Source organism: Pseudomonas sp. B16(2017) (genome assembly GCF_002113205.1).
Classification (GTDB): domain Bacteria; phylum Pseudomonadota; class Gammaproteobacteria; order Pseudomonadales; family Pseudomonadaceae; genus Aquipseudomonas; species Aquipseudomonas pharyngis.
In genome coordinates this window covers 1-15,376 of the sequence record NZ_NEKA01000017.1, presented here as the reverse complement: position 1 = coordinate 15,376, position 15,376 = coordinate 1, and the positions used below count along the sequence as shown (strand labels likewise).

Below are 15,376 nucleotides of genomic sequence, written 5' to 3'. Positions count from 1 at the left end.
ACCATGCAAGGCGCTCATCTCAGACATCAGCCACCCGCACCCGGTCGCAAGCCGGTGCCGCGGGGTGCCAGCCGAATGGTGGCCAAAGAGCCGATGTCCGCGCGCCTGCCAAAAGCCAACTTCGGCTTTTTGAAAGGTCTGTTCTGGCCGGTGCTGCTGGTGGCTCTGGGGTTCGGCACTTACGAAGGCGCACAGCGTTTGCTGCCGTACGCCGACCGGCCAATCACCAAGATCGCGGTGCAGGGCGACCTGAGTTACATCAGTCAGCAAGCGGTGCAGCAGCGGATCGCCCCGTATGTGGCGTCGAGCTTCTTCACCATCGACCTGGCGAGCATGCGCACCGAGCTGGAGCAGATGCCGTGGATCGCCCACGCCGAAGTACGTCGGGTGTGGCCGGACCAGGTGGTGATCCGCCTCGAAGAGCAACTGCCGGTGGCCCGTTGGGGCGACGAGTCGTTGCTCAACAACCAGGGCCAGGCGTTCACGCCCAAGGAACTGGCGAACTACGAACACCTGCCGCAGCTGTTCGGTCCACAGCGGGCCCAGCAGCAAGTGATGCAGCAATACCAGGTGCTGAGCCAGATGCTCCGGCCATTGGGCTTCTCGATTGCGCGGCTGGAGCTGCGTGAACGCGGCAGCTGGTTCCTGACCACCGGAGCCGGCAGTTCCGGCCCCGGGATCGAGCTGCTGCTGGGACGCGGCAACCTGGTGGAAAAGATGCGCCGCTTCATTGCCATCTATGACAAGACGCTCAAAGAACAGATTACGAACATTGCGCGCATCGATCTGCGCTACGCCAACGGCCTCGCTGTTGGCTGGCGGGAACCAGTAGCGCCGACGACAGCCCAACCCGCTGTCGCAAAGAATTAAGAAGAGGCAGGACCCATGGCAAACGTGCAAAGCGGCAAAATGATCGTCGGTCTCGATATCGGCACCTCCAAGGTGGTGGCGCTGGTCGGCGAGGTTGCGGACGACGGCTCGCTGGAAATCGTCGGGATCGGCACTCATCCGTCCCGCGGCCTGAAGAAAGGCGTGGTGGTCAACATCGAGTCCACCGTGCAGTCGATCCAGCGCGCGATCGAAGAAGCCCAACTGATGGCGGGCTGCCGCATTCACTCGGCGTTCGTCGGCGTGGCGGGCAATCACATTCGCAGCCTGAACTCCCACGGCATCGTCGCGATTCGTGATCGCGAAGTCAGCTCGGCTGACCTGGAGCGCGTACTCGACGCCGCCCAGGCGGTGGCGATCCCGGCCGACCAGCGTGTGCTGCACACCCTGCCGCAGGATTACGTGATCGATAACCAGGAAGGCGTGCGCGAGCCGCTGGGCATGTCCGGCGTGCGTCTGGAGGCCAAGGTTCACGTGGTCACCTGCGCCGTCAACGCCGCACAGAACATTGAAAAATGCGTGCGTCGCTGCGGTCTGGAAATCGACGACATCATTCTCGAGCAACTGGCCTCGGCCTACTCGGTCCTGACCGACGACGAAAAAGAGCTGGGCGTGTGCCTGGTCGACATCGGCGGCGGCACCACCGACATCGCGATCTTTACCGAAGGCGCGATCCGCCATACGGCGGTGATCCCGATTGCGGGCGACCAGGTGACCAACGACATCGCCATGGCGTTGCGCACCCCGACCCAGTACGCCGAAGAGATCAAGATCCGCTACGCCTGCGCCCTGGCCAAACTGGCCGGTGCCGGCGAGACCATCAAGGTGCCGAGCGTCGGCGACCGTCCGCCGCGCGAACTGTCCCGTCAGGCCTTGGCCGAAGTGGTCGAGCCGCGTTACGACGAACTGTTCACCCTGATCCAGGCCGAGCTGCGTCGCAGCGGCTACGAAGACCTGATCCCGGCCGGCATCGTGCTGACCGGTGGTACCTCGAAGATGGAAGGCGCCACGGAACTGGCCGAAGAAATCTTCCACATGCCGGTCCGCCTGGGCGTGCCCCACGGCGTGAAAGGTCTGGATGACGTGGTACGCAACCCGATTTATTCCACTGGCGTTGGCTTGTTGATGTACGGCCTGCAGAAGCAGTCCGACGGGATCTCGTTCTCGGGCATCGGCAGCCGCGACAGCTACAGCAACGATGAGCCGCAGGCGCCGTTGCTGGACCGTTTGAAGAAGTGGGTTCAAGGCAACTTCTAATGCTTTACCGCAGCACCGCAACAAACAGCAGTAGGCGAAAAAACTAGAGAATGTAAGGAGAGGGAAAATGTTCGAACTCGTAGACAACATCCCCGCAAGCCCGGTAATCAAAGTTATCGGTGTTGGCGGTGGCGGCGGCAACGCTGTCAATCACATGGTCAAGAGCAACATCGAAGGCGTGGAATTCATCTGCGCCAACACCGATGCTCAAGCGCTGAAAAACATCGGCGCGCGCACCATTCTGCAATTGGGTACCGGCGTGACCAAAGGCCTGGGCGCCGGCGCCAACCCGGAAGTCGGCCGTCAGGCTGCGCTGGAAGATCGCGAGCGCATCGCTGAAGTGCTGGCCGGCACCAACATGGTGTTCATCACCACCGGCATGGGCGGCGGTACCGGTACCGGTGCGGCGCCGATCATCGCCGAAGTGGCCAAGGAAATGGGCATCCTGACCGTTGCGGTCGTGACCCGTCCGTTCCCGTTCGAAGGCCGCAAGCGTATGCAGATCGCCGACGAAGGCATCCGCATGCTCTCGGAAAGCGTCGACTCGCTGATCACCATTCCGAACGAAAAACTGCTGACCATCCTCGGCAAGGACGCAAGCCTGCTGTCGGCTTTCGCCAAGGCTGACGATGTACTGGCCGGTGCCGTTCGCGGTATCTCCGACATCATCAAGCGTCCGGGCATGATCAACGTCGACTTCGCAGACGTACGTACCGTGATGAGCGAAATGGGCATGGCGATGATGGGCACTGGCTGCGCCAGCGGTCCGAACCGTGCACGTGAAGCGACCGAAGCAGCCATTCGCAACCCGCTGCTGGAAGACGTGAACCTGCAAGGCGCACGCGGCATCCTGGTGAACATCACTGCCGGTCCTGACCTGTCCCTGGGTGAGTACTCCGACGTGGGTTCGATCATCGAAGCGTTCGCTTCCGAGCACGCGATGGTCAAGGTCGGTACCGTTATCGATCCGGACATGCGCGACGAACTGCATGTGACTGTGGTTGCCACCGGTCTGGGCGCGAAAATCGAGAAGCCTGTGAAGGTCATCGACAACACCGTTCACACCTCGATGGCGGCTGCTCAGGTACAGCAACCGGCACCCGCTCGTCAGGAGCAGCCAGCGGTGAATTACCGTGACCTGGACCGTCCGACCGTCATGCGCAACCAGGCTCAGGCCGGTGCTGCGACTGCCGCGAAGATGAATCCGCAAGATGACCTGGACTACCTGGACATCCCGGCTTTCCTGCGTCGTCAGGCCGATTGATGAAATGTATCAGGGGTATTCAGGTGATTGGTGTTCAGCAAAGGCTCGGTCTGCTATCATCGCCAGCCTTTGTTGATACCAGTTCGCAATTTGCGCTGAAGCGGCCCATGCCATGATTAAACAACGCACACTGAAAAATATTATCCGTGCCACCGGTGTAGGTCTGCACTCCGGGGAGAAGGTTTACCTGACCCTCAAGCCTGCACCTGTCGACACCGGGATCGTCTTTCGTCGTGCCGATCTCGATCCGGTTGTCGAGATACCGGCTCGCGCGGCCAACGTCGGCGAGACAACCATGTCGACGACGCTGGTCAACGGTGACGTGAAGGTAGACACGGTGGAGCACCTGCTCTCGGCCATGGCTGGCCTGGGCATCGATAACGCCTACGTCGAGCTCTCCGCGTCTGAAGTCCCGATCATGGATGGCAGCGCAGGACCTTTCGTATTCCTGATTCAATCGGCTGGCCTGGAAGAACAGGACGCCGCCAAGAAATTCATCCGCATCCTGCGTGAAGTGACAGTGGAAGACGGCGACAAGCGCGCCACTTTCGTCCCTTTCGAAGGGTTCAAGGTGAGCTTCGAGATCGATTTCGATCACCCGGTTTTCCGGGACCGCACCCAAAGTGCAAGCGTGGATTTTTCCAGCACTTCGTTCGTAAAAGAAGTCAGCCGCGCCCGTACTTTCGGTTTCATGAGTGACATCGAGTACCTGCGCAAGCACAACCTCGCACTCGGCGGCAGCGTGGAAAACGCGATCGTGGTCGATGCCGATGGCGTACTGAACGAAGACGGCCTTCGCTACGAAGACGAATTCGTGAAGCACAAGATCCTCGACGCGATTGGCGACCTGTACCTGCTGGGCAACAGCCTGATTGGTGAGTTCAAGGGCTTCAAGTCCGGCCACGCACTGAACAACCAGCTGCTGCGCAAGTTGATTGAGCAGAAAGATGCCTGGGAAGTCGTGACGTTCGAAGACGCCAGCACTGCACCAATCTCTTACATGCGCCCGGTTGCGGCGGTGTAAGTAAAAAACCTCTCTAGTTTTTTGAAGGCCACCTTTCGGTGGCCTTTTTTTATGCCCGCAGGTTTTGCATTGGCTGTACCGGCCTCATCGCTGGCAAGCCAGCGATGAGGCCAGAAAGGCCAAAACACCCATCAAGCGACGACGACCCGGTTTCGCCCACCTTCCTTGGCCTGATACAACGCCTTGTCCGCCGCGAACAACAGCTGCTCCAGACTGATTTCGCTCGTCGCCGTCCAGGTACTGATACCGACGCTCACGGTCATCGGTGACTGGTCTTGATTCAGGCTCGGCAATTGCTCCACCGCTGCACGAATGTGTTCGGCGATCTGCTGCGCCCCGGCACTGTCGGTTTCCGCGAGGATCACCGAAAACTCCTCACCGCCATACCGCGCCACCAGATCCGCCGGACGCCGCACATTGGCGGTGATCACCCTGGCCAGTTCACGCAACGCCTGATCTCCGGCCTGATGCCCGTGGCGGTCATTGAAGGCCTTGAAGTGGTCGGCGTCGATCATCAGCAATGAAAGCGGCTTGCCCGAGCGCTGGGCGCGGAACCACTCGTGGCGCAGTGACTGATCGAGCATCCGCCGGTTGGCGACCCCGGTCAGGGCATCAGTTGCGGCGAGTTGTGCCAGTTCATGTTCGGCCCGCTGACGCAGGCGCAGCTCCCTGGCCAGCAGCCAGGTCAGCCACAGAAGACCGGCACATAACACGCCGGTAGCGCCGCTGATCAGGATCGCCGTGCGTCGCCACGCGCCGAACACTTCCTCGCTGGACAGGGCAACGATTACCGTCAGCGGCAGATTGCCGACCCGCGAATAGGTGTACAGCCGTTGCTGATAATCCATGCTCGAAATGCTGTTGAAACTGCCATTGCCGTTGTTGTCGCGCAGAATCCGCACCACATTGGGCCGGGCGGCAAAGCTCTTGCCGATCGAGTCGCTCTGCAGATAAGGCTTCTGCGCCAGCAGGATGCCGTCGTTGTTGATGATGTTTAGAGTGCTGTCGATGCCGATGTCGAGGCTGTTGAACAACTGATCGAAGTAATCGAGCTTCATCGACGCCACGGCCACGCCCAGAAACTCACCGGTGTCTGAAGAAATGCGCCGACTGAAACTGATCCGCCACTGGTTCGCGTCATCGCAGTCGCAGCGGGGTTTGAACGGACGGCTGATGAACATGCCGGTGTCGCGGTTGAAGGCGTGGGCGAGGAAGTAGTCACGGTCGGCGAAATTGCCCGGCAGCGGATCGACCCGCGAGGAGTCGGCAATCACCTCGCCATACTTGTCGAGCAACAGGATGTCGCCCTTGAAGCGCGCCGTGGTGGAGCGGTCGAACAACGCCAGATGGCGGATCTGCGGCGACACGTCTTTCAGGTCGTCACGCTGGGCGGCGGCGATCAGCCCTTGCAGCGTCAGGTCATACAGCTCGACGGTGCGCAGTACATCGGCGTCGATCAGCTGGGCGATGGTGGTGGCGCCACGGGTGGCCGATTCCTGGGCGTTGGCGCGTTCACGGATCAGCAGGAACGTGACGATGCACACAATCGCGATCACGCTCAGCAGGCTGCCTGAGATCAACAGCAGCTCGGAGCGTCCGGTCGTGCCGGGAACGGTAGGGGTGCGGCTCGCGATCATGGTCCGGTTTTCGGTTGGGGGTTCTTCTAAGCGTAGTTGTACCCGCTCGCTGCCACAGGCAAGAAAAAGGCCAGCGCGTCAGGCTGGCCTTTTATCGCAGCGCCGATCTTAGAAGACGTTGATCGGGTAGTCGATGATCACACGGTATTCATCGGTGTCCGTATCGATTGCGCCGTAACCGTTGCCGCCGCGGTTGGTCGCCCATTGCAGGCGTACCGCCAGGTCTTTGGCCTGGCCGCTCTGCACCACGTATTTGAGATCGATGTCGCGCTCCCAGTGTTTGGCGTTGCGGCCTTCGGCGCTGTACCACGAGGCGTAACCCTTGCTGTCCGGATCGGCCTTGGTCAGGTCCAGCGTACCGCGTGAGTAGGACAGCGACGAGGTCAGCCCCGGCAGGCCGACGCCGGCGAAGTCGTAGGCGTACTTGAGTTTCCACGAGCGCTCGTTCGGGCCGTTGAAGTCCGAGTACTGCTGCGAGTTGTCGAGGTAGACGCTGTCGCCCTGGCTGATGTAATCGAACGGCGTGTTGCCGTTGACCCGCTGATACGCGGCGGTAACGCTGTGGCTGCCGATGCCCACGGTGAAATGCAGGCTGTAGGTGTTGTTGTCGATGTTGCCCAGCAGCGCGTCGCCGGTGTCCTGGGTGTGATAGAAGTGCAGGCCCGGGTTGAGGGTCACCCGATCATTCAGCGCCCAGGTGTAGTCGAGGTCGTAGTAGTACTGGTTCCAGATGTCCTTCAACTCGGAGGCATACAGGCTGCTGGTCAGGCCTTCGACGCCGCTCCAGGCCACGCCGGCCCAGTTCAGGTGCTGGCTCTTGTCGCCGTCGGCGAGGGTGCCGTAAGAGGTGCCGATGCGTTTGTGCCCGCTCTGGTTGTAGGGTTTGGTGAAGCTGGCCTGACCACCTTCGATCATCCAGCCGTCGAAGCTGTAGTTGGTCAGGCTGAGGCCGCGAAAGGTCTGCGGCAGCATGCGCGTCTCGCCACCGGCGATCACCGGGTTGGCAAGGAACAGGTCGCCGGCCTTCAACTCGGTATCGAACGCCCGCATTTTCAGGGTGGCGCCCGCCGTGGAGAACGACCCCGGCGCTTTGCCGCTGCCGTCACTGACCGGCAGGATGCTGGAGTTGTCCGTACCACCACCACCGTCGAGTTTCAGACCGAGCATGGCGTGGGCATCGAGGCCGAAGCCGACCGTGCCTTCGGTGTAGCCCGACTCGAATTTGCCGAGGAACCCTTGGCCCCACTCGATGTTGTCGTCCGTCTGCTGCAGACGGTTGCGGTTCATGTAGTAGTTGCGGGCATTGAGGTTCAGGCTCGAGCCTTCGACGAAACCTTGCTGCTCGGCTTCGGCAGCATGGGCGGCGGGGGCAATCGTTGCGGCAATTGCAATGAACAGCGGGGTGAAACGAACTGGGTAACGCACGTGCGGTAAAGCTCCTTGGGTCAACTGACACTTCAATGTCTTGAGGTGCGGGATATTTCCAGTTGTTAAAGACGTACCAGACAGCTTTCAGACCACAACGAAAAAAAGCCGCTGAAAATCAGCGGCCTGCAAGGACGACGGTTGAACGGGAAGAGCCAAACAACCGCGTCGAGGGAAATGTTGCGCGGTGCGCGACTCAGCTGTCTTTCTCGGAGGTTTGAGCCTGAGAATTTAAGGCCTGCGGGGCTTGCGTAGCGTCCTGAGCCTTGGCCATCACTTCTGCCTGATGCTGTTCGAATGCTTGAGCGCGAGCGGCGTTTTGCGCTACGAACGTCTGGGATTCTTCAGCCATCGCCATCGGCGACAGGATCAATGAGGACAAAACGAAAGCGCTGGCAATACCCATACTGTTGGACATCTTGAAAACCTTCTTGCTTGGCAAGTGCTGTTTGGTGCGGGCAAAGATAAGGTTGCCGGGCGTTGGGAAACAGCGTGATTTTCATAAATGACTGTTACGGCATAAGCAAAGATCAGCGGGGGGAGGTCGTTTCCGGGCTCGGCTTGAGAGGGACGCGGAGCGTCCCGGGCGGCGTTCCCACGCAGAGCGTGGGGAACGATGAGGGGTGGGGTCAGACCGGCAAATGAATCCCGAAGGTATTCATCCCACGATCACTGCGCACAAACACATCCCCACCATGCATCAGCGCAATCGCCTTGACGATCGCCAGCCCCAATCCGTGGTTGTTGCCGCTGTTGCTGCGCGACGCATCGACCCGGTAGAAGCGCTCGAACAAGCGCGGTAAATGCTCGCTGGCAATCGGGGAGCCGGGGTTGGCCACGCCGATGCTGACCTGATGTTCCTCGACCGTGATCTGCACCTCGATCACCTGTCCCGGCGCGGTGTGTTGCACTGCGTTGCTCAACAGATTGATCAAGGCCCGGCGCAGATGAGCAATCTCGATCTGCACCTGGGCATCGCCGCTGACGTGGACCTGGACCTGCGCATCCTCAAGGATGAAATCGAGGTATTCGAGAGTAGTCGCCACTTCATCGGCCAACGAAGTCGACGTCAGTTTGGTGGCCTTGCTGCCCTGATCGGCGCTGGCCAGGAACAGCATGTCGTTGATGATCGAACGCAGGCGTTCCAGCTCTTCGAGGTTGGATTGCAGCACTTCGAAATAATGCTCGGCCGAGCGCCCGCGAGTCAGGGCGACCTGGGTCTGGCCGATCAGGTTGGTCAGCGGCGAGCGCAGTTCATGGGCGACGTCGGCGTTGAAGGATTCGAGACGTGAATAGGCTTGCTCAACCCGCTCCAGCGTCGAGTTGAACGAGTCGACGAACTGCTCCAGTTCCGGCGGTAACGGCGACAGTCGCAGACGCCCGGCCCGCAACGGCGGTGCCAGCCGCTGGGCTTCGTGGGACAGTTTGATCAGCGGTTTGAGGCCGATTCGCGCCACCCAGTAACCCAACGCCGAAGCCAGTAGCACGCCGATCACCGCCAGACTCACCAGCGCGATCAGCAACTGATGCTGGGTCTGGTGAAAGGTCTCGGTGTCGATGCCGATCATGAAGCGCAGCGGCGGGCGTTGATCCTTGGCCGGCAGTTCGGTGAGCAGCACTTTCAGCGGATAGGGATGGTCGGGCAGTTGCAGGTCGCGCATGCCCAGCGGGCCTTGGGCAAACGCGCGGATCGAGACATCGGGCTCGCCGAATTCATAGCCCGGATTGCCGCTGACCACCCAGAACCGGATGCGCTTGTCTTCTTCGCCGAGCAGCTTGAGCTTGGCGTTGATCTTCACCCAGTGCTCGGGGGTGCCATAGCGGTTGAGCGCCGATTCGAGCACGCTGTAACGTGCGTCCAGTTCCGCTTCCGGCAGCAGGCCCAGGCCTTTGTCCACTTGTTGATACAGCGCGCCGCCGATCAACAGGAACACCAGCAGCGCCACCAGCGTGAACATCCCGCTCAAGCGCAGCGCGATAGAGTTACTGGACACCACGGCTCTCCAGCACATAACCCATGCCCCGGATGGTGTGCAGCAGCTTCTCGTCGAACGGCCCGTCGAGCTTGGCGCGCAGGCGCTTGATCGCGACTTCGACCACGTTGGCGTCGCTGTCGAAATTGATGTCCCAGACCATCTCGGCAATCGCGGTTTTCGAGAGGATTTCGCCCTGACGCCGGGCCAGCACGCTGAGCAGGGAAAACTCCTTCGCCGTCAGATCCAGCCGCGTCCCGGCGCGGGTGGCCTTGCGGCTGATCAGATCGATCCACAGATCGGCGATGCTCACTTGCACCGGTTCATGGCCGCCACTGCGCCGGGTCAGCGCTTGCAGGCGCGCCACCAGTTCGAGGAAGGAGAACGGTTTGCCGAGGTAATCGTCGGCGCCATCGCGCAGGCCGCGGATTCGGTCTTCGACCCGCTCGCGGGCGGTGAGCATGATCACCGGCGTCTGCTTGCGCGCACGCAGCGCGCGCAATACGCCAAAGCCATCGAGGCCCGGCAGCATCACGTCGAGGACGATCACCGCGTAGTCGCTTTCCAGTGCCAGGTGCAGGCCCTCGACGCCGTCGCGGGCCCGATCCACGGTGTAACCCTGTTCCGTCAGGCCGCGGTGCAGGTAGTCCGCGGTTTTCTCTTCGTCTTCGATAATCAGAACGCGCATGACCCGCCTCAGTCTGTCGTTGCCAGCGCCGCAATGGGCGCAGGTTTGGGCTTGTGGAACAGCCGCTCGAGCCACAAGTATATGACCGGCGTGGTGAACAACGTCAGCATCTGGCTGACCAGCAGACCACCCACAACGGCGATCCCCAGCGGCTGGCGCAGTTCCGCGCCGGTGCCGTAACCGAGCATCAGCGGCAGGGCGCCGAGCAGCGCGGCGAGGGTGGTCATGATGATCGGCCGGAAGCGGGTGATACACGCTTCGAAAATCGCATCCTGCGGCGACAGCCCGCGATGACGCTGCGCTTCCAGGGCGAAATCGATCATCAGGATGCCGTTCTTCTTCACGATACCGATCAGCAGCACCAGCCCGATCAACGCCATGATCGAAAAGTCCTGCCCGCAGATCCACAGCATGATCACCGCACCCAGCCCCGCCGCCGGCAAGGTCGAGATGATCGTCAGCGGATGGACGAAGCTCTCGTAGAGCACGCCGAGAATGATGTACACCGCCACCAGCGCCGCGAGAATCAGCCACGGCTGACTTTTCAGCGAACTCTGGAACGCCTGGGCCGCACCCTGGAAGTTGCCGCTGATCGCGGTCGGCATGCCGATCTCGGCCTTGGCCTGATTGAGCAGAATCACCGCATCGCCCAGTGCCACACCGGGCGCCAGGTTGAACGACAGGTTGGCGGCCGGGAACATGCCGTCGTGGGCGATGGACAGCGGGCCGATGGTCGGCGCGTCGAATCGGGCCAGCGCCGACAGCGGCACCATCTCTCCGCTCAGCGGCGAGCGCAGGTAGAAATAGTTGAGGCTTTCGGCCTTGCCGCGCTGTCTGGTGTCCAGTTCCAGGATCACGTTGTACTGGTTGACCTGGGTCTGGAACTCGTTGATCTGCCGCTGGCCGAAGGCGTCGTACAGCGCCTCGTCGACATCACTCGCCGTCAGGCCGAAACGCGCGGCGGCGCTGCGGTCGATGCTGATGTGGGTGATGCTGCCGCCCAGTTGCAGGTCGTTGGAAATGTCACGGAACGCCGGGATGCTGCGCAGTTTCTCGGTGAGTTTCTGGGTCCAGGTGGCGAGGGTCGGCCCGTCGTTGCTCTTGAGCACGTATTGATATTGCGCACGGCTCGGGCCGGAACTGAGGTTGATGTCTTGGCCGGCGCGCAGGTAAAGCACGATGCCGGGGACTTTCATCAGTTGCGGACGAATGCGATCGATGAACTGGCTGGCCGAAACGTCGCGGTCACCGCGTTTTTTCAGGGCGATCCAGAAGCGGCCGTTGGCGATGGTCTGGTTGCTGCCGGACACGCCCACCGAGTGGGAGAACGCCTGCACGGCCGGGTCGGCGGCGACGATTTCGGCCATCGCCAGGTGTTTTTTCACCATGTCGCTGTAGGAAATATCGGCGGCGGCTTCGGTGGTGCCGAGGACGAAACCGGTGTCCTGCACCGGGAAGAAACCCTTGGGGATAAACACGTAGCCGCCAATCGCCAGTGCGACGGAAATGCCGAACACGCCGATCATCAGTTTCTGGTGAGCGAGGGCGCGGCGCAGGCCTTTTTCGTACCAGCCGAGCAGGCGTTCGCTGAAGCCCGGTTTGTCATGGGTGTGATGCACCGGTTTGCGCATGAACAGCGCCGCCAGCGTCGGCGCCAACGTCAGCGATACCACCACGGAAATCATGATGGTCGAGGTGGCCGTCAGGGCGAACTCCTTGAACAAGCGCCCGACCACGCCGCCCATGAACAGCAGCGGAATGAACGCCGCCACCAGCGAGAAACTGATCGACACCACGGTGAAACCGATCTCGCCGGCGCCCTTGATCGCGGCGTCGCGCATGCTGTCGCCGGCCTCCAGATGACGGTGGATGTTTTCCACCACCACGATGGCATCGTCGACCACGAAGCCCACGGCCACCACAATGGCCACGAGGGTCAGGTTGTTCAGGCTGAAACCGAGCAAATACATCAAGGCGAAACTGGCCGTCAGCGACACGCCGAGCACCGCCGAGACAATCATCGTCGCCGACAGTTGGCGCAGAAACAGCGCCATGACCGCCACCACCAGCAGGATCGCGATCAGCAGGGTGATTTCCACCTCATGCAGCGAGGCGCGGATGGTCTGGGTGCGGTCGATCAGGGTTTTGACCTGCACCGAGGCCGGCAGCATGGCTTCGAGGCCGGGCAGGGCGGCTTGAATCCGGTCGACGGTTTCGACGATGTTGGCGCCGGGCTGGCGCGAGATCACCAGATTGACCCCCGGTCGATCGCCGGCCCAGGCTTGCACGTAGGCATCTTCCGAACCGTTGACGACTTTGGCGACATCCTTGAGGTGAACCGGGGCGCCGTCCTTGTAGGAAACGATGAGCTGGCTGTATTCCTCGGGGTGGAACAACTGGTCGTTGGTCGACAACGTGGAAATGCTCGATTCGCCGTACAGCGCGCCCTTGGCGAGGTTGAGGCTGGTCTGCTGGATCGCCACACGAATGTCGGCGAGGGTCAGGCCGATGGCCGCCAGTTTGTCGGCCGAGGCCTGCACGCGGATTGCCGGACGTTGCTGACCGGTGATGTTGATCTGGCCTACACCGTCGATCTGACTGATCTGACGCGCGAGCAGGGTTTCCACCAGGTCGCTGAGTTCGGTGCCGGGCATTTGCGTGGAGCTGACGCTGAGGATCAGCACCGGGCTGTCGGCCGGGTTGACCTTCTTCCAGGTCGGCAGGGTCGGCATGTCTTTCGGCAGTTTGCCGGCGGCGGTGTTGATCGCGGCCTGCACTTCCTGGGCGGCGGTGTCGATGCTCTTGTCGAGGGTGAATTGCAGGGTCAGCAACGTGGAGCCCAGCGCACTGCTGGAGGTCATCTGGGTCATGCCGGGGATGGCGCTGAATTGCACCTCCAGCGGCGTGGCCACGGATGAAGCCATGGTGTCGGGGCTGGCGCCGGGCAGTTGGGCGGAGACCTGGATCGTCGGAAATTCCGCTTCCGGCAGTGGGGCAATCGGCAGACGCGGGAAGGCAATCACCCCGACCAGTACCAGCGCGATGGTCAGCAGAATCGTCGCCACCGGGTGATCGATGCACCAGGTCGAAACGCCTTTGTGCTGCTTCATGGCTTGGGCTCCGCTTGCACCACCTGCGGCGGTTCGCTCATGACCTGCACGGTCGAACCGGGCTTGAGCCGCGACTGGCCGTCACTGACCAATACGTCGCCGGGCTTCACGCCCTTGATGATGTCCTGACCGCTGCCCTGATAAACCATTTGCACCTGCACCGCTTCAACCTTGTCGCCGTTGACCCTGTACACGAAGTGTTGATCGAGGCCGCGTTGTACGACGGTGGGCGGAACCACCAGCGCATCTTTATCCAGCGCTGTCTGAATCTTTACCGTCACCAGCAGGCCCGGCCAGAGTTTCTGGTTGGGGTTGTCGAACTCGGCCTTGGCGCGGATGGTGCCGGTGTTGGCGTTGATCTGATTGTCGATCAGGGTCAGGTGACCTTCGCCGAGCAGGTTGCCGGTTTCGCCATCGGTGTCGGCGCCGATGTAGGCCTTGACCAGTGCGCGCTGCGGGTCGCTGATCAGGCCTTGCAGGGTCGGCAGCATTTGCTGGGGCAGGGAGAACTCGACGGCGATCGGGTCGATCTGGGTCACGGTGAACAGACCCTGGGTGTCGGTCATGCGCAGGAAGTTGCCTTCGTCGACCGTGCGAATCCCGACGCGGCCGGTGACCGGGGAACGAATCTGGGTGTAGGAAAGTTGTACCTGGGCCGCGTCAATCGAGGCCTGGTTGCCTTGGGCGGTGGCCTTGAGCTGGTTGACCAGTGCCTGTTGCTGGTCGTAGGTCTGCTTGGAGACGCCGTCGTCGACGCTGAGCAGTTTGTAGCGTTTGAGGTTGACCAACGCGACTTGCAGTTGCGCCTGGCTTTCGCCCAGTTGCGCCCGGGCCTGGTCGAGGCTGGCGCGGATCGAGCGGTCGTCGATGGTGGCGAGCAGGTCGCCCTGTTTCACCAGTTGGCCCTCTTTGACCAAAAGCTTGGTGAGGATGCCGTCGATCTGTGGGCGCACCACGACGCTGTGCAGTGAGAGGACCGAGCCGATGCCGCTGGTGTAGCGGGGGACGTCTTTTTCGCTGACGGCGACGACCCTGACCGGGATGGCGGTGGGGGCTGCCAGTTTGGCCGGGGCGGGTTTGTATGCGTACCACAGACCTGCGGCTGCGAGGGCGATCAACAGGGTGGCGAGCAGGGCTTTTTTCTTCTGGATTTGCATGCTTGTGGGGCGCCAGGGGGACGGGGTTTGGGCAGGTTTTGTCTTTATAAACTTGTTTGGGGGTCAGGAGGGTGACGGCTAACTGACGGCGCTGTCAGTTTCGGCTTTTGACTTGGCGGCCTTTGGGCCGACCATTCTGGGGATTTATCGAGTACATATCCGTTTCTTCGGGTGCGCCCGCTGGCGGTTTCGCCCTTACGGCGAGTCCCTTTGGCAAACGCCCCAAAGGAACCAAAGGTCTGGGCCCCTGCGTTCGGCGCCTCGCTGTGGCTCGGCGTCCCTTCGTTCCGGGATTCATCCGGGGGCATCGCCTACGGTTTGCTTCGCTGCACCTCCTCTCGATGTGTTTGGCTTCGCCAAACGGTCGCTGCGCTCCCACCCCCGGATAAATCCCTCCACTCAGCCTTCCGATGGGGCCGGCACGTCAAGAGCGGTACTCGAGCTAACGCTCATTGTTTTGAGTGGTGGGAAGCGAACAGCGGAAAACGGAAAACAACTGCAGACTGTTTGATCGTTCCCACGCTCCGCGTGGGAATGCCGCCCGGGACGCTCCGCGTTCCATTCTCGAATGTTTAAAAGTTGTGTCTGTTTCGGCGATCCTTCCCACAATGTTTTCAGGTTGTCCGTCGGAAGTGCGCTCTCTAGTCTTTGGCTGTCGCTGCCAATTCAGCGAACAGGTGTGGAAACCTGATTTCAAGTAGTTGCAAAGCATCTCCCCGTAATCGTTGCCGATGTCTTCTTTCGTCTGCAAACTGCGTCGCGGCGGCTGTGCGCAGGCAGACTTCGGTCTGGCCGGTTGCCTACTTATCGGTTTTCCACCCTGCGTACAGCTGCCACCTCTTGTCGTGTGGAAACGACAAGGGATGGCTCCATAGCCAAGTAGGAGTTTTTCATGGACAAACTGATACCCGACCCACCCTCGGATTCCCCCCCCCACCCGAAAAAGGCACCCG

The 15,376-nt window shown here is 61.4% G+C and carries 11 protein-coding genes; 4 read left to right on the top strand and 7 right to left on the bottom strand.

The window, feature by feature from the left end; genetic code table 11:
• The first annotated feature begins 3 nt into the window (after positions 1–3).
• The 4 genes from CAG25_RS24090 to lpxC all read left to right on the top strand — a co-directional run bounded on the left by CAG25_RS24090 (position 4) and on the right by lpxC (position 4,433).
• Positions 4–870 carry a cell division protein FtsQ/DivIB gene (locus tag CAG25_RS24090; protein WP_039766241.1) on the top strand — a complete coding sequence of 289 codons (867 nt, stop codon included), beginning with the start codon at positions 4–6 and terminating at the stop codon, positions 868–870.
• A gap of 15 nt (positions 871–885) precedes the next feature.
• Entirely contained in the window at positions 886–2,145 is a 1,260-nt protein-coding gene (gene ftsA / locus CAG25_RS24085) for a cell division protein FtsA (RefSeq protein ID WP_007956755.1), read from the top strand.
• A gap of 67 nt (positions 2,146–2,212) precedes the next feature.
• Entirely contained in the window at positions 2,213–3,409 is a 1,197-nt protein-coding gene (ftsZ, locus tag CAG25_RS24080; protein WP_007956754.1) for a cell division protein FtsZ, read from the top strand.
• 112 nt (positions 3,410–3,521) lie between these two features.
• The gene (lpxC, locus tag CAG25_RS24075) at positions 3,522–4,433 is read left to right on the top strand and encodes a UDP-3-O-acyl-N-acetylglucosamine deacetylase (RefSeq protein ID WP_007956752.1); all 912 of its coding nucleotides are present in this window, start codon (positions 3,522–3,524) and stop codon (positions 4,431–4,433) included.
• A gap of 131 nt (positions 4,434–4,564) precedes the next feature.
• Here the strand turns inward: lpxC and CAG25_RS24070 are convergent, their stop codons facing one another.
• The 7 genes from CAG25_RS24070 to CAG25_RS24040 all read right to left on the bottom strand — a co-directional run bounded on the left by CAG25_RS24070 (position 4,565) and on the right by CAG25_RS24040 (position 14,423).
• Entirely contained in the window at positions 4,565–6,070 is a 1,506-nt protein-coding gene (locus tag CAG25_RS24070; protein WP_085610957.1) for a sensor domain-containing diguanylate cyclase, read from the bottom strand.
• Between the two features lie 108 nt (positions 6,071–6,178).
• Positions 6,179–7,495 carry an OprD family porin gene (locus CAG25_RS24065; protein WP_085610956.1) on the bottom strand — a complete coding sequence of 439 codons (1,317 nt, stop codon included), beginning with the start codon at positions 7,493–7,495 and terminating at the stop codon, positions 6,179–6,181.
• A 196-nt stretch (positions 7,496–7,691) separates the two neighbouring features.
• A complete protein-coding gene (locus CAG25_RS24060; protein ID WP_085610955.1) occupies positions 7,692–7,913 on the bottom strand; it encodes a hypothetical protein in 222 nt (73 codons plus the stop codon).
• A gap of 211 nt (positions 7,914–8,124) precedes the next feature.
• Positions 8,125–9,489 (bottom strand): heavy metal sensor histidine kinase, encoded by a 1,365-nt coding sequence (locus tag CAG25_RS24055; RefSeq protein WP_085610954.1) that lies wholly within the window; start codon positions 9,487–9,489, stop codon positions 8,125–8,127.
• A complete protein-coding gene (locus tag CAG25_RS24050; protein ID WP_011335857.1) occupies positions 9,479–10,156 on the bottom strand; it encodes a heavy metal response regulator transcription factor in 678 nt (225 codons plus the stop codon). Before CAG25_RS24050 ends, CAG25_RS24055 begins: the two co-directional genes overlap by 11 nt.
• Before the next feature lie 8 nt (positions 10,157–10,164).
• Positions 10,165–13,266 (bottom strand): multidrug efflux RND transporter permease subunit, encoded by a 3,102-nt coding sequence (locus CAG25_RS24045; RefSeq protein ID WP_085610953.1) that lies wholly within the window; start codon positions 13,264–13,266, stop codon positions 10,165–10,167.
• On the bottom strand, positions 13,263–14,423 hold the full coding sequence (locus tag CAG25_RS24040; RefSeq protein WP_074691007.1) for an efflux RND transporter periplasmic adaptor subunit: 1,161 nt from the start codon (positions 14,421–14,423) through the stop codon (positions 13,263–13,265). Before CAG25_RS24040 ends, CAG25_RS24045 begins: the two co-directional genes overlap by 4 nt.
• Positions 14,424–15,376 lie beyond the last annotated feature (953 nt).

Bases quoted from the DNA above. Each gene is read 5' to 3' on its own strand.
- CAG25_RS24090 (WP_039766241.1), top strand. From the start codon at position 4: ATGCAAGGCGCTCATCTCAGACATCAGCCACCCGCACCCGGTCGCAAG.
- ftsA (WP_007956755.1), top strand. From the start codon at position 886: ATGGCAAACGTGCAAAGCGGCAAAATGATCGTCGGTCTCGATATCGGC.
- ftsZ (WP_007956754.1), top strand. From the start codon at position 2,213: ATGTTCGAACTCGTAGACAACATCCCCGCAAGCCCGGTAATCAAAGTT.
- lpxC (WP_007956752.1), top strand. From the start codon at position 3,522: ATGATTAAACAACGCACACTGAAAAATATTATCCGTGCCACCGGTGTA.
- CAG25_RS24070 (WP_085610957.1), bottom strand. From the start codon at position 6,070: ATGATCGCGAGCCGCACCCCTACCGTTCCCGGCACGACCGGACGCTCC.
- CAG25_RS24060 (WP_085610955.1), bottom strand. From the start codon at position 7,913: ATGTCCAACAGTATGGGTATTGCCAGCGCTTTCGTTTTGTCCTCATTG.
- CAG25_RS24050 (WP_011335857.1), bottom strand. From the start codon at position 10,156: ATGCGCGTTCTGATTATCGAAGACGAAGAGAAAACCGCGGACTACCTG.
- CAG25_RS24045 (WP_085610953.1), bottom strand. From the start codon at position 13,266: ATGAAGCAGCACAAAGGCGTTTCGACCTGGTGCATCGATCACCCGGTG.
- CAG25_RS24040 (WP_074691007.1), bottom strand. From the start codon at position 14,423: ATGCAAATCCAGAAGAAAAAAGCCCTGCTCGCCACCCTGTTGATCGCC.